Raw genomic sequence first — 19,582 nt, forward strand, 5'->3', positions numbered from 1 at the left:
ATTCCCCACTATCGGGTCCGCGCCCTACCCGCTGACAATGCTCCGTGTTACCCGGCCATCGCGCTGCAGGATGATTTGCCAGGTGCGGGCGCGCTGGTTGGCGTTCTGGGCGAAGGTCGCAGCGGTGTCCATCTTCACATCATTGAGCGCCAGGATCACGTCGTCGACGCGCAGTCCCATCTGCTCGGCCGCCGAGCCGGGCTCGATCTTGGTGATGATGACGCCGCTGGCGTCATAGGGCAGCCCCTTGGCCTCGGCTAGCGCTGCATCGAGCTGGCGGACGCTGGTGCCGGCGAAGCGGGAATTGCCGGTGATAGTCGCCAACATGGCGTCATCAGCCGCTGGCGCTGGCTCTACGTTGAAGCTGATGGTGTCCGTGGCGCCGCCGCGCAGCCGTTCCAGCGCCGTCGTCTGGCCGATGGGCTTGGTGGCGAGGCGGAAATTGAAGGCGCTGGGATCATCGACCGACAGTCCATCGACGCTGAGGATGACGTCGCCAGCGGCAAAGCCGGCACGGGCGGCGGGGCCTTCGGGCGCGACTTCGGCGATCAGCGCACCATGCGGGGCAGTCATGCCCAGGCTGGACGCAATATCGGCAGTGACCGGCTGCAGCTTGGCGCCGAACCAGGGGCGGATGATCTCGCCGCCGCTGACGCCGGCATCGGCCACCAGCCGGGCCATATTGGCGGGAATGGCAAAGCCGATCCCGACCGAGCCGCCGCTCTGGGAAAAGATCGCGGTGTTGATGCCGACCAATTGGCCATCGAGATCGACCAGAGCGCCGCCCGAATTGCCGGGATTGATCGCCGCGTCGGTCTGGATGAAGAACTCATAATCCGAGGTTTCGACGCCGGTGCGGGCCAAAGCCGAGACAATGCCGCTGGTGACGGTCTGGCCGACGCCGAACGGATTGCCGATCGCCAGCACCAGATCGCCGACCTGCAGCGCGTCGGAATCGGCAAACTGGATGGCGGGGAAGCTGACCTCCCCCGGCTGGCGCACCCGCAGCACCGCCAGATCGGTCTGGGCGTCTTCGATGACGATATCGACCGGGAATTCGCGGCCATCCGACAGCGCGATGCGCACATCGGTGGCGCCTTCGATGACGTGGCGGTTGGTGAGTATCACCCCGCCGGCCTCGACAATCACCCCGGAGCCCAGCGCATGGGATTCGCGCGGCCGGCTGCTGAATTGGCCATTGCCGAAAAAGCGCGAGAAGAACGGATCATTGGCAAAGGGCGACACCGCCTGCTGCTCGATGCGGGTAGCGTAAACATTGACCACCGAAGGCGCCACGGCCTTCACCACCGGCGCGAAGCTGAGCTTGACTTGGCCATCGCTGGTCGGAACCTGGCGCGGCGCTGCGGCTGGAACTGCTGGCGCTTCGACCTGTGCGATGCTGGGACCGTTCCAGGGCGCAAACACCAGCGTGCCGCCAATGGCCAGGGCAAGGATGGCAATTCCGGCGAATAATAGCGGGCGCAGCGTCATGATTGGTCTCCACACAGCAGATGAGGCGAACGCCTCGAATTTGGCATCACCAAGGCGTCGCACTGCAGGCGCGGGCGCAACCGTCTGGCGCCCCGTTCGTTCCCCTTGTGAAACGCCCGGATTTCTTCGTGAAAATGCTGTTATCGAACGGTCGCAAACTGTGTCCAAATAATCAATTGCACCGGGGGTTTCCTAGTCCTATATGCAGCGCTCAATTTCACGCATCCCCAGCCCCGAAAGGCCAGTCGTCGATGACCACCGAGCCGAAGCACGTTTACCCGAACACCTCTGCCCTGATCGCGGCGGAGGCGCCGGACTTTCCGGCCTTCCTGTTCTCCGAACGTGAGCTTCGTAAGGCCACAAAGGTGTTCAAGAAGGGCTTTGACGGATTGCTGACCTATGCGGTCAAGTGCAACCCGTCGCCCCATGTCATCGCCCAGCTGCACAATGAGGGGCTGAAGGCATTCGACGTCGCGTCCAACACCGAGATGGAACTGGTGCGCGACCATGCGCCGGGCGCGGTGATGCACTACAATAACCCGATCAAGAACAAGCGCGAGATTGCCCGCGCTTATGAAGAGTTCGGCGTGCGCAGCTTCACCATCGACCATCCCCAGCAGCTCGACCAGCTGGCGGCCGTGGTGTCGCCGAGCCGCGACGTGGAAGTGACCACCCGCTTCAAGGCCGGCAAGGCGCTCAAGTCCTATGACTTCGGCATCAAGTTCGGCGTCATGGAACAGGGCGCGGCCGAAATCGCCACCATGGTCGAGCAGATGGGCTACACGCCCAGCCTGTGCTTCCATGTCGGCAGCCAGTGCGAAGACGCTTATGCCTATGAGCGTCATATCGCCGCCGCCGCCCGCATCGTTGCGGAATCCGGGATAGAACTGAAGCGCCTCAATATCGGCGGTGGCTATCCGGCCCCCTACCCGACCAGCGAAGCGCCGCCGATGGAAACCTATTTCGACACCATCTCGGCCGCAGTCACCGAGCATTTCGGCGACAAGAACAAGCCCGAGCTGATCATCGAGCCGGGGCGGTCGTTGGTGACGTCATCCACATCGCTGCTGCTGCGCGTAAAACATCAGCGCGGCGGGCAGTCAGTCTATGTCAATGACGGGGCTTATGGCAGCCTGATGGAAGTCAAGTTCATGCACTTCACCCCGCCGGTTCGCGTCTGGCGCGGCGCCCGCGTGCATGACAATGACCAGGAATTCTCCGAATTCACCATCTGGGGCCCGACCTGCGACAGCTATGACGTGCTGCCCCAGGTGTTCACCCTGCCGTCCGATATCGATGAAGACGACTGGATCGAATTCGGCCTGATGGGCGCCTATACCCAGGCCTCGCTGACCCCGTTCAACGGCTTTGACCGCCGTGACCAGTTCTGGGTCGACGAAGCCTATACCGGCAAGGACCAGCAGCCGGAATAAGCGGCGGCCCTAGCACAGCTTGCAAAACGGCCACTTCGGCGTTACCGGAGTGGCCGTTTTGCCGTCCGGTCCGTGGGAAATGCAAATGCCTGACCTGCTTCCCCTGCCCGCACTGGGCCGCCGCATCTGCCTGCTGGGACCCAGCAATGCCGGCAAATCGACGCTGGCCGAAGCGCTATCACGCCGACTAGCGATCCCGGCGGTGCATCTCGACCAGTTGCATCATCTGCCGGACAGCGACTGGGTAAAGCGCGATCCGGCCGAATTCCAGGCATTGCATGATCAGGCCATCCTGACGGACGAATGGGTGATGGATGGCAATTATTCCAGCCTGACGCCGCAACGCTTCGCTCGCGCTACCGCGATCCTCGTCGTTGACGACTTCTATCTCTGGCGGCTCGGCCGCTACTTCCGACGCAGCTTGTTCGAGCCCAACCGCCCGGGCGGCCTGGTGGGCCAGCGCGACAGCATCAAATGGCTGATGATCCACTGGATCTGGAAGACCCGCCACAACACGGCCAAATACCGGCGTGCGGCTGAGCAATCCGGCCTGCCCTATGTGTTTTGCAGCTCGCTGGACGAAATCAACGCGCTCTATGAAGCGTGGGGGCTGGAGCGGAGCTAAACCCAGAAGAAGGCGATCGCCAGCAGGAACGCACCGAGCCCGGCCAAGCTGCCGCCGATCATCAATTCGCTAAGGCTCCAGTTCGGGCGGCTGACATCGGTGGGCACACGCGGGTTCTGCACCACCTCGAACACGCCGCCGACCGCCGGCACCATGCCCACGTCCGCGACCGAGAGCGGCCTGACAAAGCGCACCGTTTGGCCGTCGCGTGTCACCGCCACCTCGCCGCTATAGACACGGCTTGAAGACCAGCTCCTGTTGGTATTGTCGGCTCTGAACCGGTCCACCTGCTCGCAGCCGATAATCACCGGGCGGTAGGAATGGCGATAGCGCCATCCCATCGGCGTCATCCGGCAGCGAACTTCGACCGATAGGATCTGCGCCGACGCGGTGGGCCAGGAGCTACGGTTGGTTCCCAGCTGGAACATCACCGCGGCGACAATCAGCGCGTCGAAACCTAGTAGCAGCAACAGAGCGTGTGCACTGATGAGTGACTCACCGCTGTCGTTGTACCATCGCATGGTCTGCTGGCCCCTGCCCCATGGCGGGCACTTTAGCGGGCCGTTTCTCAATGAAGGCTGAAAACAAAAAGGGCGGCCGCGAATATCGCAGCCGCCCTAAAATTGTCGACGTGAGGTCGAAGCTTACGCTGCTTCGTACTCGTCATCTTCGCGCACCTGCACCGGACCGCTATCGAGGCCCTTGGCGTTGACGTCGCGGTCAACGAACTCGATGACGGCCATCGGCGCATTGTCGCCGAAGCGGAAGCCAGCCTTCATGATGCGGATGTAGCCGCCCTGGCGTTCCTTGTAGCGCGGGCCAAGCACTGCGAACAGCTTGGCAACCTGGCCTTCGTCGCGGATCTGCGCGATCGCCTGGCGGCGGGCATGCAGATCGCCGCGCTTGCCGAGGGTGATCAGCTTTTCGACGATCGGACGCAGGTCCTTCGCCTTGGGCAGCGTGGTGATGATCTGCTCGTGCTTGATCAGCGCGGCGGACATATTTGCGAACATGGCCTTGCGGTGGCTGGCAGTCCGGCTGAATTTGCGACCTGAATTACCGTGGCGCATGGGAGTCTCCTAAAAATCTTGGCAGCGCGGGATCAATAGTGATCTTCATAACGCTTGGCGAGGTCATCGATATTCTCGGGTGGCCAGTTGGCAACGTCCATTCCGAGGTGAAGCCCCATCTGTGCCAGGACTTCTTTGATTTCGTTGAGCGACTTGCGGCCGAAGTTCGGCGTCCGCAGCATCTCGGCTTCCGTCTTCTGGATCAGGTCGCCGATATAGACGATGTTGTCGTTCTTGAGGCAGTTGGCCGAGCGGACAGAAAGTTCGAGTTCGTCGACCTTCTTGAGCAGAGCCGGGTTGAAGGCCAGTTCGGGAACGGCATCCTGTGCCTTTTCCTTGCTGGGCTCTTCGAAGTTCACGAATACCGACAGCTGGTCCTGCAGAATCCGCGCAGCGAAAGCCAGCGCGTCTTCCGGCGAGATGGCGCCGTTGGTTTCGACCTGCAGGGTCAGCTTGTCCTTGTCGAGGCTTTCGCCCGCACGGGTCGCATCGACCTTGTAGCTGACGCGACGCACCGGGGAGAACAGCGAATCGACCGGGATATAGCCGATCGGTGCGTCTTCCGGGCGATTCTTGTCAGCCGGGACGTAGCCCTTGCCAGTATCAACCGTGAACTCGATGTTGATCTCGGCGCCGTCGTCGAGGTGGCAGATCACCAGCTCGGGGTTCAGCACTTCGATATCACCGGTGACCTTGATGTCGCCAGCCGTCACAGCACCCGGCCCCTGACGGGACAGAGCGAGACGCTTCGGACCTTCGCCACCCATCTTCAACGCGATTTCCTTCACGTTGAGGACGAGGTCGGTAATGTCTTCCCGCACGCCCGGAAGCGAGGAGAATTCATGCAGGATACCGTCAATCTGGATTGCGGTTACTGCCGCGCCCTGAAGCGACGACAGCAGCACGCGACGAAGAGCATTACCAAGGGTAAGCCCGTAACCGCGCTCAAGCGGCTCGGCAATCACCGAGGCCACGCGCGCGCTGTCGCTGCCCGAAACAATCTCCAGCTTGGTCGGCTTGATCAGTTCTTGCCAGTTCCTCTGGATCGTCACGGTTATGTCCTTTCAAAATCGCGGCTCCAGCCCGAGCCGCACCGCCGCAAACGCAATAAGACTCCCGGCCAAAAGACGGCCGGGAGCTCTTCAATCGGTCTAACTTAGACGCGGCGCCGCTTGCGCGGGCGGCAGCCATTGTGCGGGATCGAAGTCACGTCGCGGATCGAGGTGACGTTGAAGCCGGCGGCCTGCAGGGCACGGAGAGCGGACTCACGCCCCGAACCAGGACCGCGCACCTCGACCTCAAGGGTCTTCATGCCATGTTCCTGCGCCTTCTTGGCAGCATCTTCAGCAGCAACCTGGGCTGCATAAGGGGTCGACTTGCGCGAGCCCTTGAAACCCATGACACCCGACGAGGACCACGAGATCGTGTTGCCCTGCATGTCAGCAATGGTGACCATGGTGTTGTTGAACGAAGCATTCACGTGGGCAACGCCCGAAGTGATGTTCTTGCGTTCCTTGCGCTTAACGCGCGCCGTCTCAGTCTTAGCCATGTAAATCCTCTATTCGATATCAGCGCTGCCGTTAGCAACATGCCCCGGCAGCTACATCGAAGAACCCGTAACACGGGTTCTTACTTCTTCTTGCCGGCAATCGCCTTCGCCGGGCCCTTGCGGGTACGAGCGTTGGTATGGGTGCGCTGGCCGCGGACCGGAAGGCCACGACGATGACGCAGGCCACGATAGTTGCCCAAGTCCATCAACCGCTTGATGTTCATCGCCACGTTGCGGCGAAGGTCACCTTCCACGACATAGTCGCGGTCGATGGTCTCACGGATCAGGATCACTTCGGCGTCGGTGAGCTCGTTTACACGGCGCTCCGCCGGAATGCCAACCTTGGTGCAGATATCCTCGGCGAACTTGTCGCCGATCCCGTGGATATACTGCAGCGCGATGATTACGCGTTTATTCGTCGGGATATTGACGCCAGCAATACGTGCCACGTCTGCTCTCCTTCATTCAGCGCGAACCATCACGGCTGGCGCCCTTATAACAACAAGGGACCGGACTTCGACCCCCAACCATGTGGAGAACCGAATCCAGCCCAATAATCCATGAGACTGACGCGGTTCTTTAAGGATTCGGACCCACAGAGTCAACTGTGAAACCCAATCCGTAATCAGTGTTCGATAGCTGCCTTGATGGCAGTAGTCACCTGGTCGACCGGCTCCATGCCATCAACGGTCCTGAGCAGACCCTCATCAGCATAGTAGGCGACCAGGGGCGCAGTTTGCTCCTGATAGACGCCGAGGCGCTTGCGCAGCACTTCCTCATTGTCGTCAGCACGAGCACCGCCCGATTCCTTGGCACGCTGGATAACCCGGCGCACCAGCTCGTCAGCATCGGCTTTAATTTCGATGACCGCATCGAGCTTGACGCCCTTGTCGATCAGCATCTGGTCCAGCGCTTCGGCCTGCGCAATGGTGCGCGGAAAGCCGTCGAGGATGAAACCCGGCTGGCAGTCCTCGGCGTCAAGACGCTCCGAGACAATACCATTGACGATGACATCAGACACCAGGTCACCCCGGTCGACGATTGCCTTGGCTTCGAGCCCCAGCGGGGTCTTGGCGGCAATGGCCGAGCGCAGAATGTCGCCAGTAGAGAGCTGGGGGATGCCATAGGCGTCGACCAGAATCTTGGCCTGGGTCCCCTTCCCCGCTCCTGGCGGTCCAAGCAGTATCAACCTCATCGGCGCTTGCCTCCTCCAAGACGGGACTTCTTGACCAGTCCCTCATATTGCTGAGCGATCAGGTGGCTCTGCACCTGGCTAATGGTATCCAGGGTAACGGTCACCATGATCAGCAGCGAGGTGCCACCGATGAACTGGCTGACGGCCAACTGGCTGAACAGCACTTCGGGAATCAACGCCACGACGGTCAGGTAGATCGCACCGAGAACCGTGATACGCGTCAACACGTAGTCAATGTGCGCAGCGGTGCGCTCACCCGGACGAATGCCCGGAATGAAGCCGCCCGAGCGCTTCAGATTGTCCGCGGTTTCCATCGGGTTGAACACGATGGCCGTGTAGAAGAACGTGAAGAAGATGGTCAACCCGCCATAGACCAGCAGATAGAGCGGCTGGCCACGACCGAGCAGCGCCGTCACCGTCTGCAACCAGCCCAACCCACTGCTCTGCGCCGTGAACGACGCAATGGTGGCAGGCAGCAGCAGCAGCGACGAAGCAAAGATCACCGGGATCACGCCCGAGGTGTTCAGCTTGAGCGGCAGATGCGAGCTGTCGCCCTGGAACATCTTGTTGCCGACCTGGCGCTTTGGATACTGAATCAGCAGCCGGCGCTGGGCACGTTCGAAGAACACGATGATGGCGATGACCACCAGGGCCAGCACAATCATGCCGAGACCCGCCACGCCCGGAATAGCACCGGTGCGGCTGAGCTCGAGAGTCTGCGCAATGGTGCTGGGCAGATTGGCCACGATACCGGCGAAAATGATCAGCGAAATGCCGTTACCGACACCGCGCGAAGTGATCTGTTCGCCCAGCCACATCAGGAACATGGTGCCGCCGACCAGGGTAACCACCGTGGACATGCGGAAGAACCAGCCCGGATTGAGCACGACGCCCTGGCTGGCTTCCAGCCCGACGGCAATGCCATAGGCCTGCACAGCGCAGAACACCACGGTCAGGTAGCGGGTGTACTGGTTCATCTTGCGACGGCCAGCTTCGCCACCTTCCTTCTTCATCGCCTCAAGCCGCGGCGACGCAGTCGACACAACCTGGATGACGATGGAGGCGGTGATGTACGGAATCAGGTTCAGGGCGAGAATCGCCATACGTTCCACGGCACCGCCGGAGAACATGTTGAACATGCCGACAATGCCCTGCTGGCTCTGTTCGAACGTCGCGCGGAAGGCATCGGGGTCAATGCCCGGAACAGGAATGAACGTTCCCAGACGATAGACGAGCAGCGCGCCCAGTGTGAACCAGATGCGCTGCTGCAGAGCCTTCGCCTTGGAAAAGGTCGAAAAATTGAGATTACGTGCCAGCTGTTCGGCTGCGGACGCCATGTATCGTTCCCTATGGCTTCAAGGCCAGGTGCGCTCGGAGCGCTTCGGGAGCATATGCATCTACATCCCTAACGCAACAAACCAAAAGAGCGCACCCGGCCATACGGCCGGATGCACCCAACCAAGTGGATTACTCGGCGCGTGGGGCTTTCTTCCACGGCTGCTTCGCCGGGATGATGTCGACCTTGCCACCACCCGCTTCAATAGCAGCCAGCGCACCCTTGGTCGCATAATCGACCTTGAAGGTCACCTTCTTGGAGGTGAAGCCGGCAGTGCCGATGAGGCGGATGCCGTCCTTGGCGCGACGGATCACGCGGGCAGCGATGAGGGCTTCGGCGTCAATGACAGCCTTGGCATCAAGCTTGCCGGAGTCGATATAGGCCTGGATGCGGTCGACGCGGACTTCGTTCCAATCCTTGGGATTCCAAGCATTGAAGCCACGCTTCGGCATACGCATGTGAAGGGGCATCTGGCCGCCTTCGAAGCCGTTGATCGCCACGCCGGAGCGTGCCGTCTGGCCCTTGCCGCCGCGACCACCGGTCTTGCCAACGCCGGAGCCAATACCACGACCAACACGGACGCGAACTTTATTGGCGCCGGGATTGTCGCGAAGTTCATTCAAACGGGTCATCTGACCGACCTTCTCTCTTATTCGCCGACGACGCGGACGAGGTGCGGGAGCTTGTTGATCATACCCCGAACTTCGGGCGTATCGATCAGCTCGCGCTGCCTGTTCATCTTGTTGAGCCCGAGACCGATCAGGGTCGCGCGCTGCACCTTGTCGCGGCGGATCGGCGAACCGACCTGCTTGACGGTAATCATCTTCTTGTCAGCCATGGTGTCTCTCCGTCAGCTCGATCAAGCTTCGACCGCAGTCTCGCCGCGGCGAGCCTGAAGTTCCGAAACCTTGAGGCCACGGCGGGAAGCAACCGAGCGCGGGCTGTCAACACGCTTCAGCGCGTCAAAGGTGGCCCGGATCATGTTGTAGGGGTTAGCGGTGCCCTGCGACTTGGCAACGATGTCGTTGATGCCAAGGGTCTCGAACACAGCGCGCATCGGACCACCGGCAATGATGCCAGTACCCGGAACGGCGGCGCGCAGGAAAACCTTGCCCGCGCCGTGACGGCCGGCCACGTCGTGGTGCAGCGTACGGGCGTCGCGCAGCGGCACGCGGATCATCTGGCGCTTGGCCTGCTCGGTTGCCTTGCGGATCGCTTCCGGCACTTCACGGGCCTTACCGTGACCGAAACCAACGCGACCCTTCTGGTCACCGACAACGACGAGTGCGGCGAAGCCAAAGCGACGGCCACCCTTGACCACCTTGGCCACGCGGTTGATGTGGACCAGGCGATCGACGAATTCGCTTTCGCGTTCTTGAACGTCTCTGCTCATAATGTTTCTTTCCTTGTCCGTGCCTAGAACTGCAGACCGCCCTCACGGGCAGCGTCTGCAAGGGCCTTCACACGGCCATGATAGATGTACGACCCACGATCAAAGATCACCTCGGCCACACCGGCCTTGGTACCGCGCTCGGCGATCAGCTTGCCGATCGTAGCAGCGGCGGCGGCAGTTGCGCCGTTCTTGACCTCGGACTTGATGTCCTTGTCGAGCGTCGAAGCGGCAGCCAGCGTACGGCCGGTCGCGTCGTCGATGATCTGAGCGTAGATATTCTTGTCCGAACGGAAAACCGACAGACGGGGACGACCGAAGGCACGAGCCTTGAGCGCCTTGCGGACACGAGCCTTGCGGCGTTCCACACCTTTTGCACTGATAGCCATTGCAGGCGCTCCTTACTTCTTCTTGCCTTCTTTGCGGAAGACGAACTCGCCAGCATAGCGAACGCCCTTGCCCTTGTAGGGCTCTGGCTTGCGCCACGCGCGAATTTCCGCTGCCACCTGGCCAACCTGCTGCTTGTCGATACCGGAGACGACGATTTCCGTCGGCACCGGGACAGTGAGCGTGATTCCCTTGGGGGCTTCGTAAATCACTTCGTGGCTGAAACCAAGCTGCAGCTTGACATCCTTGCCCTGCAGCGCTGCGCGATAACCAACGCCCTGGATGGCGAGCTTCTTTTCGAAGCCAGCCGAAACACCAATGACGATGTTCTGCAGCAGAGTGCGGGTCGTACCCCAGGCCGAGCGAGCAAACTTGGTGTCATTGGTGGGCGTAACCACCAGACCTTCAGCAGTCTCCTGGACGTTCACGACGTCCATGAGATTGATGCTCAACTCGCCCTTCGGGCCCTTGGCGGTGACGGTACGACCATTGATCGTAACTGCAACGCCGCTTACCGGTGCAACCGGTTTCTTGCCAGTACGTGACATTCTCGTTCTATCCTTGAGTAATCGTCTTACCGCGAATTCTAAGGCTGAGCCTTAGAACACGCGGCAGAGTACCTCGCCACCCACATTGGCAGCCTTGGCTTCGTGATCGGCCATCACACCCTTGGGGGTGGAGAGGATCGAAACACCCAGGCCATTGGCAACCTGCGGAATATTCTTAACCGAGGCATAGACCCGACGGCCGGGACGCGAAACGCGTTCGATCGTGCGGATGACGCCTTCATTGTCCGAGTACTTCAGTTCGATTTCGTACTCGGAAGCACCGTTCTCGAACTTCGTCTCCGAATAGCCGCGGATAAAACCCTCGGACTGGAGAACGTCCAGCACACGACCGCGAAGGGTCGAAGCCGGCGTCGAAACGGAATTCTTGCGACGCATCTGGGCGTTGCGGATACGGGTCAGCATGTCGCCGATAGGATCGGAAAAGCTCATCTCGGTTTCTCCTTACCAGCTCGACTTCACGAGGCCCGGGATCAGCCCCAGGTTACCCAGCTGACGCAGAGCGATACGGCTCAGCTTCAGCTTGCGGTAGAAGCCACGGGGACGACCCGAAACTTCACAGCGATTGCGGACGCGCACCTTGGCGGAATTGCGCGGCAGCTCGGCCAGCTTCAGCTGGGCGGCAAAACGCTGATCCATCGGGATCGACTGATCCTTGGTCTGCGCCTTGAGGGCGGCACGCTTGCCAGCATACTGCTTGGCGAGCGCAGCGCGCTTGTTGTTCTTAACGATGGAGCTGGTCTTTGCCATATCCTGATCCTTTATCCCTTCCCTGTCCGCTTACGTGCGGAAGGGGAAGTTGAATGCCTTGAGCAGCGCGCGCGCTTCATCATCGGTCTTGGCCGTCGTGGTGATCACGATGTCCATGCCCCAAACCTGATCGATCTGATCATAGTTGATTTCGGGGAAAATGATGTGTTCCTTGATGCCCATAGCGTAGTTGCCACGGCCGTCAAAGGAGTTCGGGTTCAGCCCGCGGAAGTCACGAACGCGCGGCAGCGCGACGGTCACCAGGCGGTCAATAAACTCGTACATGCGCGTCTTGCGCAGCGTGACCTTCACGCCCAGCGGCATGTCTTCGCGGACCTTGAAGCCAGCGATCGACTTACGAGCGTAAGTGATCACGGCCTTCTGGCCAGCAATGCGTTCCATCTCTGAAGCGGCGATCTTGACCTTCTTGGAGTCGGCGACAGCTTCGCCAACGCCCATGTTCAGGACGACCTTATCGAGCTTGGGCATCTGCATGATGTTCGTGTAGGAGAACTGCTCCTGCATGATCTTGCGGATGTTGTCTTCGTATTCAGTACGAAGACGTGGGACGTAAGCTGTCTCAGCCATCGATCGTCTCTCCGGTCGTCTTGGCGATACGCGTCTTCACGCCATCCGTGATCTGGAAACCAACGCGGCTGGCCTTGCCATCCTTGTCGGCGATCGAGAGATTGGACAGGTGGATCGGCGCTTCCTTAGTGAAGATGCCGGCATCGGTCGACGCGGTCTGCTTGGTGTGGCGCTTGACCAGGTTGATACCCTGGACAGTCGCACGGTTCTCGGTCGGGAAAACCTGGAGGACCTGGCCAGTTTTGCCCTTGTCCTTGCCAGCCAGGACGACGACCTTATCGCCCTTCTTGATCTTGGCAGCCATTACAGCACCTCGGGTGCGAGCGAAATGATCTTCATGTGGTTCTTGGCGCGGAGCTCGCGCGGAACCGGCCCGAAGATACGAGTGCCGATCGGTTCTTTCTGATTGTTGATCAGAACCGCGGCGTTCTTGTCGAAACGGATGACGGTGCCATCGGGGCGGCGAATGTCGTACGCGGTGCGAACCACCACGGCCTTCATGACCTGACCCTTCTTAACGCGGCCGCGCGGAATAGCGTCCTTGACCGAAACGACAATGATGTCGCCGATAGACGCATACTTGCGATGCGAGCCGCCCAGCACCTTGATGCACATGACGCGACGCGCGCCGGAATTATCCGCGACGTCGAGATTTGATTGCATCTGAATCATGACTGGATGCCTTCTTGTTGAACCGGCTTGGCCGTCATCCGGCTCGCCGACCTAAAACTAAATTCTCTTACGCGGATGGCGCAGAAGCCTCTTGAACCAGCGTCCAGCGCTTGTTCTTGGAGATCGGAGCACATTCCTCGATCCACACGATCTGCCCGATCTTGGCCACGTTGGCCTCGTCGTGCGCGTGGTACTTCTTGGAACGACGAACCACCTTCTTCATCACCGGGTGCGTGAAGCGGCGCTCGACGCGCACCACAACCGTCTTCTCATTGGCGTCGGAGACCACAGTCCCCTGCAAAACGCGCTTTGGCATGGTCGCGGCTCCTTACTTCGCTGCGTTCTTTTCGGCCAAGATCGTCTTGATCCGCGCGATATCGCGGCGGACCTTCTTGACCTCGGTCGGCTTTTCGAGCTGCTGGGTAGCACGCTGGAAACGCAGATTGAACTGTTCTTTTTTCAGGCCGACGAGCTGATCCTTCAGTTCGTCTGCGGTCTTGCTCCGCACATCACTGGCTTTCATGCTCGTTGTCCTTAGTCGGCAATGCGGGTGACAACCCGCGTCATGATCGGGAGCTTCATCGCGCCGAGGCGCAGAGCTTCCTTAGCAACGTCCTCGGGGACGCCATCGATCTCAAATACGATACGACCGGGGTGAACACGGGCGGCCCAGAATTCAACCGAACCCTTACCCTTACCCATACGAACTTCGGTCGGCTTCTTGGACACCGGCAGATCCGGGAAAATACGGATCCAAACGCGGCCCTGGCGCTTCATCTCGCGGGTGATCGCACGGCGAGCCGCTTCGATCTGGCGAGCGGTGACGCGCTCTGGCTCGGTTGCCTTCAGGGCGTACTGGCCAAAAGCCAGCTCGGTGCCGCCCTTGGCAGCGCCGTGAATGCGGCCCTTGTGTGCCTTGCGGAACTTGGTCTTCTTAGGTTGCAGCATAATGAACTAACCTCTTATGCGCGTTCGCGGTCGCCGCGCTCACGGCGCGGTTCACGCTCACTACGCTGCCCGCCATCGTTACCTTCGGTAGCGCGGCGCTCATGCGCGGTGGGATCATGCTCAAGCACTTCGCCCTTGAACACCCAAACCTTGATGCCGATGATGCCGTAGGTCGTCGCGGCTTCAGCAGTACCATAGTCGATGTCAGCACGCAGTGTGTGCAGCGGGACGCGACCTTCGCGGTACCACTCGCTACGAGCAATGTCGGCACCGCCAAGACGGCCACCAACGTTGACGCGGATGCCACCAGCGCCCATGCGCATTGCGGTCTGCACCGAACGCTTCATGGCACGACGGAAGGCCACACGGCGTTCCAGCTGCTGGGCAATGCCCTGGGCAACCAGCGTCGCATCGGTCTCCGGCTTGCGCACTTCAACGATGTTGATGTGCACTTCGCTGTCGGTGAACTGCTTCACCTTGGCACGGATCTTGTCGATGTCAGCGCCCTTCTTGCCGATCACGATGCCCGGACGGGCAGTGTGGATCGACACGCGGCACTTGCGGTGCGGACGCTCAATGACGATCTTGGACACTGCAGCGGCCTTGAGGTCGTTGAGCAGCATCGTACGGATCTTCAGGTCTTCCTGCAGCAGGTTCCCGAAATCGCCCTTGTTGGCGTACCAGCGGCTGTCCCACGTCCGGTTAATACCGAGGCGGAAGCCGATTGGATTGATCTTCTGGCCCATTATGCGGCCTCCTCAACTTGCCGGACGATGATCGTCAGATGCGCGAATGGCTTCTGGATCTGCGAAGACCGGCCACGACCGCGAGCGACGAAGCGCTTCATGACGAGCGAGTTGCCCACAAAGGCTTCGGCAACGACGAGAGCGTCGGTATCGAGGCCATGGTTATTCTCGGCGTTCGCGATGGCGCTTTCCAGCACCTTCTTGACCTGACCGGAGATGCGCTTGTGGCTGAACTCGAGTTCGGCCAGGGCCTTCTCGACCTTCTTGCCGCGGATCAACTGAGCCAGAAGATTGAGCTTCTGCGGGCTGACGCGCAGCATGCGCAGCACAGCCTTGGCTTCGTTGTCCTTGAGCGCGCGCTGGGTTTTTGGCTTGCCCATCTTACTTCCTCTTGGCCTTCTTGTCGGCCGCGTGACCGTAGTAGGTACGGGTCGGTGCGAACTCGCCAAACTTGTGGCCGATCATGTCTTCGGTGACATTGACCGGAATGTGCTTGTGGCCGTTATGCACGCCGAAGGTAACACCCACGAACTGCGGCAGGACGGTCGAGCGGCGGCTCCAGATCTTGACCACATCGTTGCGGCCAGACGCGAGGGCCTTCTCGGCCTTCTTGAGCATGTAGCCGTCGACGAACGGCCCCTTCCAGATTGAACGGGTCATGGCTTACCTGCCCTTCTTCACGTGACGCGAGCGAACGATGAACTGGTCCGTCGCCTTGTTGCTGCGGGTCTTCTTGCCCTTGGTCGGCTTACCCCATGGGGTAACCGGGTGACGGCCACCAGAGGTACGACCTTCACCACCACCATGCGGGTGATCGATCGGGTTCATTGCCACACCGCGCGTGACGGGCTTGCGGCCCAACCAACGTGCACGACCGGCCTTGCCGAGCGAGGTGTTGGAGTGGTCCTGGTTCGACACGGCGCCAACGGTAGCAAGGCAAGTGCCATGCACGCGGCGCTGTTCGCCCGAGTTCAGGCGAAGGATCGCCCAACCTTGGTCACGACCGACATACTGGGCATACGCACCAGCCGAACGGGCGACCTGGCCACCCTTGCGGGGCTTCAGCTCGATGTTATGCACGATCGTACCGACCGGCATGCGTTCCAGCGGCATCGCGTTGCCCGGCTTCACGTCGACAGCGTTCATCGACGAGATGACCTTGTCGCCAGCCGATACGCGCTGGGGTGCCACGATGTAGGCGACGTCGCCGTCTTCGTAGTTAACCAGAGCGATCCAGGCCGTACGGTTCGGATCATATTCCAGACGCTCGATCGTCCCAACCACGTCAAACTTGACGCGCTTGAAGTCGATCAGACGATAGGTGCGCTTGTGACCGCCACCCCGATGGAACGAGGTGATGCGACCGCGATTGTTGCGACCACCGGACTTGGACAGACCTTCGGTCAAAACCTTGACCGGCTTGCCCTTCCACAGTTCCGAACGATCAGTAGTCACCAGATGGCGATGACCTTCGGAGGTGGGATTATAGTGCCTAAGAGCCATTTTTTGTCTCTATCCCCTTACAGGCCGGTCGAAATATCGATCGACTGGCCGTCGACGAGGGTCACGATCGCCTTCTTGACGTCGTTGCGCGTACCAATCCGGCCGCGGAAGCGCTTCACCTTGCCCTTGCGGACCAGGGTGTTCACTGCCTTGACCTTGACCGAGAAGAGCTGCTCGACAGCAGCCTTGATGTCGGTCTTGTTGGCATCAATCGCCACGTCGAAAACGACCTGGTTTACTTCCGAAGCCATCGTCGACTTTTCAGTCACGACGGGGTTACGGATGATGTCGTAAGCGCTGAGCTTGTTCATGCGAACCTCGCTTCCAGCGCTTCCAGCGCTGCCTTGGTCAGGACGAGCTTGTCGCGCTTCAGGATCGAAACAACGTTGATCCCCTGCACCGGCAGCACGTCGATATGCGGGATGTTGCGAGCGGACAGAGCGAAGTTCTCATCCACCACTGCACCATCGATAATCAGCGCGTTGGTCCATTCCAGCTTGCCGAAAGTGGCCAGCAGACCAGCGGTCTTGGCTTCCTTCTGGACAATGCTGTCGATGACGATCAGCGAGCCGGACTTGATCTTGGACGACAGAGCATGCTTCAGCGCCAGGGCGCGAACCTTCTTGGGAAGGTCGATGGCATGGCTGCGCGGGGTCGGACCGAATGCACGGCCGCCGCCACGGAACTGCGGAGCCTTGCGATCGCCATGGCGAGCGCCGCCCGAGCCCTTCTGCTTCACGAACTTCCGGCCGGTGCGAGCACCTTCCGAGCGGTTCTTGACGTCATGCGTACCGGCCATAGCCTTAAGCTGCTGGTAGCGAACCATGCGGTGCAGGATGTCCTGGCGGACTTCCAGACCGAAGACGTCGTCGGCGAGCTGGATCGTGCCAGCGGCCTTGCCGTCGAGGGTTGTGACCTTGAGTTCCATTTAGTTACCTTCCCCCGCGACTTCTGCGGCGGCCTTGAACGACCCCGGGAAGGCGGCGCCCTGCGGGGCCGGCTTCTTCACCGCGTCCTTGATCATGATCCAGGCGCCCTTGGAGCCCGGAACCGAACCTTGGATCATGATCAGGCCACGTTCCACGTCGGTCTTGACGACCTTGACGTTCTGCGTGGTGATGCGACGATCGCCCATGTGGCCCGGCATCTTCTTGCCTTTGAAGGTCTTGCCCGGATCCTGGCGCTGACCGGTCGAACCGATCGAGCGGTGCGAAACCGACACGCCGTGAGTGGCGCGCAGACCACCGAAGTTCCAGCGCTTCATACCGCCGGCGAAGCCCTTACCGATCGAAGTACCGGTGACGTCCACCAGCTGGCCTTCGAGGAAGTGGTCTGCCTGAAGCGTTGCACCGACCTCGATGAGGTTGGCTACGTCAACGCGGAATTCGGCGACATGACGCTTGGGCTCGACCTTGGCAACGGCGAACTGGCCGCGCTCTGCCTTGGTGGTGTTCTTGGCCTTAGCCTGGCCTGCGCCAAGCTGCAGCGCGACGTAGCCGTCTTTTTCAGCCGTACGCTGGCCCACCACCTGGCAGTTCTGCAATTCCAGCACGGTCACCGGAACGTGCGAGCCGTCCTCGGCGAAAATGCGGGTCATGCCCAGCTTCTGTGCGATCAATCCAGAACGCATCGGTTATTACCTTCTCTCTTGGCGCTGTATCGGGTCATGACTTCAGAGGACCCTTTGTCTGATACGCGCGGAAACTTCTTTTTGCTTAGAGCTTGATTTCGACGTCGACGCCGGCGGCGAGATCGAGCTTCATCAGAGCGTCAACCGTCTGCGGGGTCGGGTCCACAATGTCCAGAAGACGCTTGTGGGTCCGAATCTCAAACTGCTCACGCGCCTTCTTATCGATATGGGGCGAGCGGTTCACGGTAAACTTTTCGATTCGCGTCGGCAGCGGAATCGGGCCGCGAACCTGCGCGCCAGTGCGCTTGGCCGTCGAAACGATCTCGCGCGTAGACGCGTCGAGAACGCGATGGTCAAACGCCTTGAGGCGAATGCGAATATTCTGACCGTTCATCTTGTAAATCCTGACGAAAATGGATCGCGGCGCGCTATTCGCGCGCCGCGAATGTCTTATGGGCTTACTTCAGGATCTTCGCAACGACGCCGGCGCCGACAGTGCGGCCACCTTCACGGATAGCGAAGCGGAGCTTCTCTTCCATGGCGATCGGAACGATGAGCTGAACGTTCATGTTGATGTTGTCGCCCGGCATAACCATTTCCGTGCCTTCCGGCAGGGTCACGATGCCCGTCACGTCCGTGGTACGGAAGTAGAACTGGGGACGGTAGTTGCCGAAGAACGGAGTGTGACGGCCGCCTTCTTCCTTGGTGAGGATATAGGCCTCAGCAACGAAGTCGGTGTGCGGGGTCACGGAGCCGGGCTTGCAGAGCACCTGGCCGCGCTCGACCTGCGTACGGTCGATACCACGGATCAGCGCACCAACGTTGTCGCCAGCCTGGCCCGAGTCGAGCAGCTTGCGGAACATTTCAACACCGGTGACGGTGGTCTTCTGCGTCGGCTTCATGCCGACGATTTCGACTTCTTCACCAACCTTGACGATGCCGCGTTCAACGCGACCGGTCACCACGGTGCCACGGCCCGAGATCGAGAACACGTCTTCGATCGGCAGCAGGAACGGCAGGTCAACCGGACGCTCGGGCTGCGGGATGTAGGCGTCAACGGCAGCCATCAGCTCGAGAACGGCGTCGTGGCCGAGCTTGCGGTCGCTGTCTTCGAGAGCAGCCAGAGCCGAACCCTTGATCACCGGGATATCGTCGCCCGGGAATTCATAGGAGGACAGCAGCTCGCGCACTTCCAGCTCAACGAGTTCGAGCAGTTCGGCGTCGTCGACCATGTCGCACTTGTTCAGGAACACCACCAGCGCCGGCACGCCAACCTGGCGAGCGAGCAGGATGTGCTCACGCGTCTGGGGCATCGGGCCGTCAGCGGCCGACACGACCAGGATCGCGCCGTCCATCTGGGCAGCACCGGTGATCATGTTCTTCACATAGTCAGCGTGGCCCGGGCAATCGACGTGAGCGTAGTGACGGTTAGCCGTCTCATACTCGACATGCGAGGTATTGATGGTGATGCCACGCGCCTTTTCTTCGGGCGCGTTGTCGATCTGCGAATAATCCCGGAACGCGGCGCCGCCGGTTTCAGCCAGCACCTTGGTGATCGCTGCAGTCAACGAGGTCTTGCCATGGTCAACGTGACCGATGGTGCCGATGTTGCAGTGAGGCTTATTGCGGGAAAACTTTTCCTTGCCCATCGCTTCTCTCCGTATTCGTTAGCCCTCGGGCCAACCTTGAGTTTGAGTTTCTTG

Annotated in this window: 32 protein-coding genes; 2 read left to right on the forward strand and 30 right to left on the reverse strand. The window is 60.5% G+C overall.

Annotation, left to right across the window (positions count from 1 at the left end; translation table 11 throughout):
* Positions 1 to 24 precede the first annotated feature (24 nt).
* Positions 25 to 1,491 carry a Do family serine endopeptidase gene (locus ACX3OZ_RS01070; protein WP_459103669.1) on the reverse strand — a complete coding sequence of 489 codons (1,467 nt, stop codon included), beginning with the start codon at positions 1,489 to 1,491 and terminating at the stop codon, positions 25 to 27.
* Between the two features lie 251 nt (positions 1,492 to 1,742).
* On the opposite strand from ACX3OZ_RS01070, the gene ACX3OZ_RS01075 reads away from it, so the two are divergent.
* Complete coding sequence (locus ACX3OZ_RS01075) at positions 1,743 to 2,924, forward strand: type III PLP-dependent enzyme domain-containing protein (RefSeq protein ID WP_459095258.1); 1,182 nt, start codon at positions 1,743 to 1,745, stop codon at positions 2,922 to 2,924.
* Between the two features lie 85 nt (positions 2,925 to 3,009).
* Positions 3,010 to 3,549 carry a P-loop NTPase family protein gene (locus ACX3OZ_RS01080; RefSeq protein WP_459095257.1) on the forward strand — a complete coding sequence of 180 codons (540 nt, stop codon included), beginning with the start codon at positions 3,010 to 3,012 and terminating at the stop codon, positions 3,547 to 3,549.
* On the opposite strand, the gene ACX3OZ_RS01085 is transcribed toward ACX3OZ_RS01080, so the two are convergent.
* From ACX3OZ_RS01085 to tuf, 29 genes are all read right to left on the reverse strand, one after another.
* Positions 3,546 to 4,070 carry a hypothetical protein gene (locus ACX3OZ_RS01085; protein ID WP_459103670.1) on the reverse strand — a complete coding sequence of 175 codons (525 nt, stop codon included), beginning with the start codon at positions 4,068 to 4,070 and terminating at the stop codon, positions 3,546 to 3,548. The genes ACX3OZ_RS01080 and ACX3OZ_RS01085 overlap by 4 nt on opposite strands.
* A gap of 123 nt (positions 4,071 to 4,193) precedes the next feature.
* On the reverse strand, positions 4,194 to 4,619 hold the full coding sequence (gene rplQ / locus ACX3OZ_RS01090) for a 50S ribosomal protein L17 (RefSeq protein ID WP_459095255.1): 426 nt from the start codon (positions 4,617 to 4,619) through the stop codon (positions 4,194 to 4,196).
* Between the two features lie 32 nt (positions 4,620 to 4,651).
* Positions 4,652 to 5,677 (reverse strand): DNA-directed RNA polymerase subunit alpha, encoded by a 1,026-nt coding sequence (locus tag ACX3OZ_RS01095; RefSeq protein WP_459095475.1) that lies wholly within the window; start codon positions 5,675 to 5,677, stop codon positions 4,652 to 4,654.
* Between the two features lie 98 nt (positions 5,678 to 5,775).
* Positions 5,776 to 6,168: a 30S ribosomal protein S11 gene (gene rpsK, locus ACX3OZ_RS01100; protein WP_108459110.1), complete on the reverse strand. Its 393-nt coding sequence runs from the start codon at positions 6,166 to 6,168 to the stop codon at positions 5,776 to 5,778.
* 80 nt (positions 6,169 to 6,248) lie between these two features.
* Positions 6,249 to 6,617 carry a 30S ribosomal protein S13 gene (rpsM, locus tag ACX3OZ_RS01105; protein ID WP_459095254.1) on the reverse strand — a complete coding sequence of 123 codons (369 nt, stop codon included), beginning with the start codon at positions 6,615 to 6,617 and terminating at the stop codon, positions 6,249 to 6,251.
* Between the two features lie 176 nt (positions 6,618 to 6,793).
* Entirely contained in the window at positions 6,794 to 7,363 is a 570-nt protein-coding gene (locus ACX3OZ_RS01110) for an adenylate kinase (protein ID WP_459095253.1), read from the reverse strand.
* The gene (secY, locus tag ACX3OZ_RS01115; RefSeq protein WP_459095252.1) at positions 7,360 to 8,700 is read right to left on the reverse strand and encodes a preprotein translocase subunit SecY; all 1,341 of its coding nucleotides are present in this window, start codon (positions 8,698 to 8,700) and stop codon (positions 7,360 to 7,362) included. Before secY ends, ACX3OZ_RS01110 begins: the two co-directional genes overlap by 4 nt.
* Positions 8,701 to 8,830: 130 nt before the next feature.
* Entirely contained in the window at positions 8,831 to 9,331 is a 501-nt protein-coding gene (gene rplO / locus ACX3OZ_RS01120; protein WP_459095251.1) for a 50S ribosomal protein L15, read from the reverse strand.
* 17 nt (positions 9,332 to 9,348) lie between these two features.
* On the reverse strand, positions 9,349 to 9,537 hold the full coding sequence (gene rpmD, locus ACX3OZ_RS01125) for a 50S ribosomal protein L30 (RefSeq protein ID WP_459095250.1): 189 nt from the start codon (positions 9,535 to 9,537) through the stop codon (positions 9,349 to 9,351).
* Positions 9,538 to 9,558: 21 nt separating this feature from the next.
* Positions 9,559 to 10,092: a 30S ribosomal protein S5 gene (gene rpsE / locus ACX3OZ_RS01130; protein WP_459095249.1), complete on the reverse strand. Its 534-nt coding sequence runs from the start codon at positions 10,090 to 10,092 to the stop codon at positions 9,559 to 9,561.
* A 23-nt stretch (positions 10,093 to 10,115) separates the two neighbouring features.
* Positions 10,116 to 10,478, reverse strand: a complete 363-nt coding sequence (gene rplR, locus ACX3OZ_RS01135; RefSeq protein WP_459095248.1) for a 50S ribosomal protein L18 — start codon at positions 10,476 to 10,478, stop codon at positions 10,116 to 10,118.
* 12 nt (positions 10,479 to 10,490) lie between these two features.
* Positions 10,491 to 11,024, reverse strand: a complete 534-nt coding sequence (rplF, locus tag ACX3OZ_RS01140; RefSeq protein WP_459095247.1) for a 50S ribosomal protein L6 — start codon at positions 11,022 to 11,024, stop codon at positions 10,491 to 10,493.
* 51 nt (positions 11,025 to 11,075) lie between these two features.
* Complete coding sequence (rpsH, locus tag ACX3OZ_RS01145) at positions 11,076 to 11,474, reverse strand: 30S ribosomal protein S8 (RefSeq protein ID WP_201653384.1); 399 nt, start codon at positions 11,472 to 11,474, stop codon at positions 11,076 to 11,078.
* Positions 11,475 to 11,486: 12 nt separating this feature from the next.
* Complete coding sequence (gene rpsN / locus ACX3OZ_RS01150; RefSeq protein WP_459095246.1) at positions 11,487 to 11,792, reverse strand: 30S ribosomal protein S14; 306 nt, start codon at positions 11,790 to 11,792, stop codon at positions 11,487 to 11,489.
* A 30-nt stretch (positions 11,793 to 11,822) separates the two neighbouring features.
* Positions 11,823 to 12,380: a 50S ribosomal protein L5 gene (rplE, locus tag ACX3OZ_RS01155; RefSeq protein ID WP_459095245.1), complete on the reverse strand. Its 558-nt coding sequence runs from the start codon at positions 12,378 to 12,380 to the stop codon at positions 11,823 to 11,825.
* The gene (gene rplX, locus ACX3OZ_RS01160) at positions 12,373 to 12,684 is read right to left on the reverse strand and encodes a 50S ribosomal protein L24 (protein WP_459095244.1); all 312 of its coding nucleotides are present in this window, start codon (positions 12,682 to 12,684) and stop codon (positions 12,373 to 12,375) included. The genes rplE and rplX overlap by 8 nt, the downstream gene beginning before the upstream one ends.
* Positions 12,684 to 13,052, reverse strand: coding sequence for a 50S ribosomal protein L14 (gene rplN / locus ACX3OZ_RS01165; RefSeq protein WP_056251235.1), 369 nt, complete (start codon positions 13,050 to 13,052; stop codon positions 12,684 to 12,686). The genes rplX and rplN overlap by 1 nt, the downstream gene beginning before the upstream one ends.
* A gap of 67 nt (positions 13,053 to 13,119) precedes the next feature.
* Positions 13,120 to 13,368, reverse strand: coding sequence for a 30S ribosomal protein S17 (rpsQ, locus tag ACX3OZ_RS01170; protein ID WP_459095243.1), 249 nt, complete (start codon positions 13,366 to 13,368; stop codon positions 13,120 to 13,122).
* A gap of 12 nt (positions 13,369 to 13,380) precedes the next feature.
* Positions 13,381 to 13,575: a 50S ribosomal protein L29 gene (rpmC, locus tag ACX3OZ_RS01175; protein WP_108459098.1), complete on the reverse strand. Its 195-nt coding sequence runs from the start codon at positions 13,573 to 13,575 to the stop codon at positions 13,381 to 13,383.
* Positions 13,576 to 13,586: 11 nt separating this feature from the next.
* Positions 13,587 to 14,000, reverse strand: coding sequence for a 50S ribosomal protein L16 (gene rplP / locus ACX3OZ_RS01180; protein WP_459095242.1), 414 nt, complete (start codon positions 13,998 to 14,000; stop codon positions 13,587 to 13,589).
* 14 nt (positions 14,001 to 14,014) lie between these two features.
* Positions 14,015 to 14,746 carry a 30S ribosomal protein S3 gene (gene rpsC, locus ACX3OZ_RS01185; RefSeq protein WP_459095241.1) on the reverse strand — a complete coding sequence of 244 codons (732 nt, stop codon included), beginning with the start codon at positions 14,744 to 14,746 and terminating at the stop codon, positions 14,015 to 14,017.
* Positions 14,746 to 15,126, reverse strand: coding sequence for a 50S ribosomal protein L22 (gene rplV / locus ACX3OZ_RS01190; RefSeq protein WP_459095240.1), 381 nt, complete (start codon positions 15,124 to 15,126; stop codon positions 14,746 to 14,748). The genes rpsC and rplV overlap by 1 nt, the downstream gene beginning before the upstream one ends.
* A gap of 1 nt (position 15,127) precedes the next feature.
* A complete protein-coding gene (gene rpsS, locus ACX3OZ_RS01195) occupies positions 15,128 to 15,406 on the reverse strand; it encodes a 30S ribosomal protein S19 (protein WP_459095239.1) in 279 nt (92 codons plus the stop codon).
* Between the two features lie 3 nt (positions 15,407 to 15,409).
* Positions 15,410 to 16,249, reverse strand: coding sequence for a 50S ribosomal protein L2 (rplB, locus tag ACX3OZ_RS01200; RefSeq protein ID WP_459095238.1), 840 nt, complete (start codon positions 16,247 to 16,249; stop codon positions 15,410 to 15,412).
* A gap of 17 nt (positions 16,250 to 16,266) precedes the next feature.
* Positions 16,267 to 16,560 (reverse strand): 50S ribosomal protein L23, encoded by a 294-nt coding sequence (locus tag ACX3OZ_RS01205; protein ID WP_459095237.1) that lies wholly within the window; start codon positions 16,558 to 16,560, stop codon positions 16,267 to 16,269.
* Complete coding sequence (gene rplD, locus ACX3OZ_RS01210; RefSeq protein WP_459095236.1) at positions 16,557 to 17,177, reverse strand: 50S ribosomal protein L4; 621 nt, start codon at positions 17,175 to 17,177, stop codon at positions 16,557 to 16,559. The genes ACX3OZ_RS01205 and rplD overlap by 4 nt, the downstream gene beginning before the upstream one ends.
* Complete coding sequence (gene rplC / locus ACX3OZ_RS01215) at positions 17,178 to 17,879, reverse strand: 50S ribosomal protein L3 (RefSeq protein ID WP_459103671.1); 702 nt, start codon at positions 17,877 to 17,879, stop codon at positions 17,178 to 17,180.
* 85 nt (positions 17,880 to 17,964) lie between these two features.
* Positions 17,965 to 18,273: a 30S ribosomal protein S10 gene (gene rpsJ, locus ACX3OZ_RS01220; RefSeq protein ID WP_046136738.1), complete on the reverse strand. Its 309-nt coding sequence runs from the start codon at positions 18,271 to 18,273 to the stop codon at positions 17,965 to 17,967.
* 64 nt (positions 18,274 to 18,337) lie between these two features.
* A complete protein-coding gene (tuf, locus tag ACX3OZ_RS01225; protein ID WP_459095234.1) occupies positions 18,338 to 19,528 on the reverse strand; it encodes an elongation factor Tu in 1,191 nt (396 codons plus the stop codon).
* Positions 19,529 to 19,582 lie beyond the last annotated feature (54 nt).

It is taken from the genome of Devosia sp. A369, assembly GCF_054489345.1.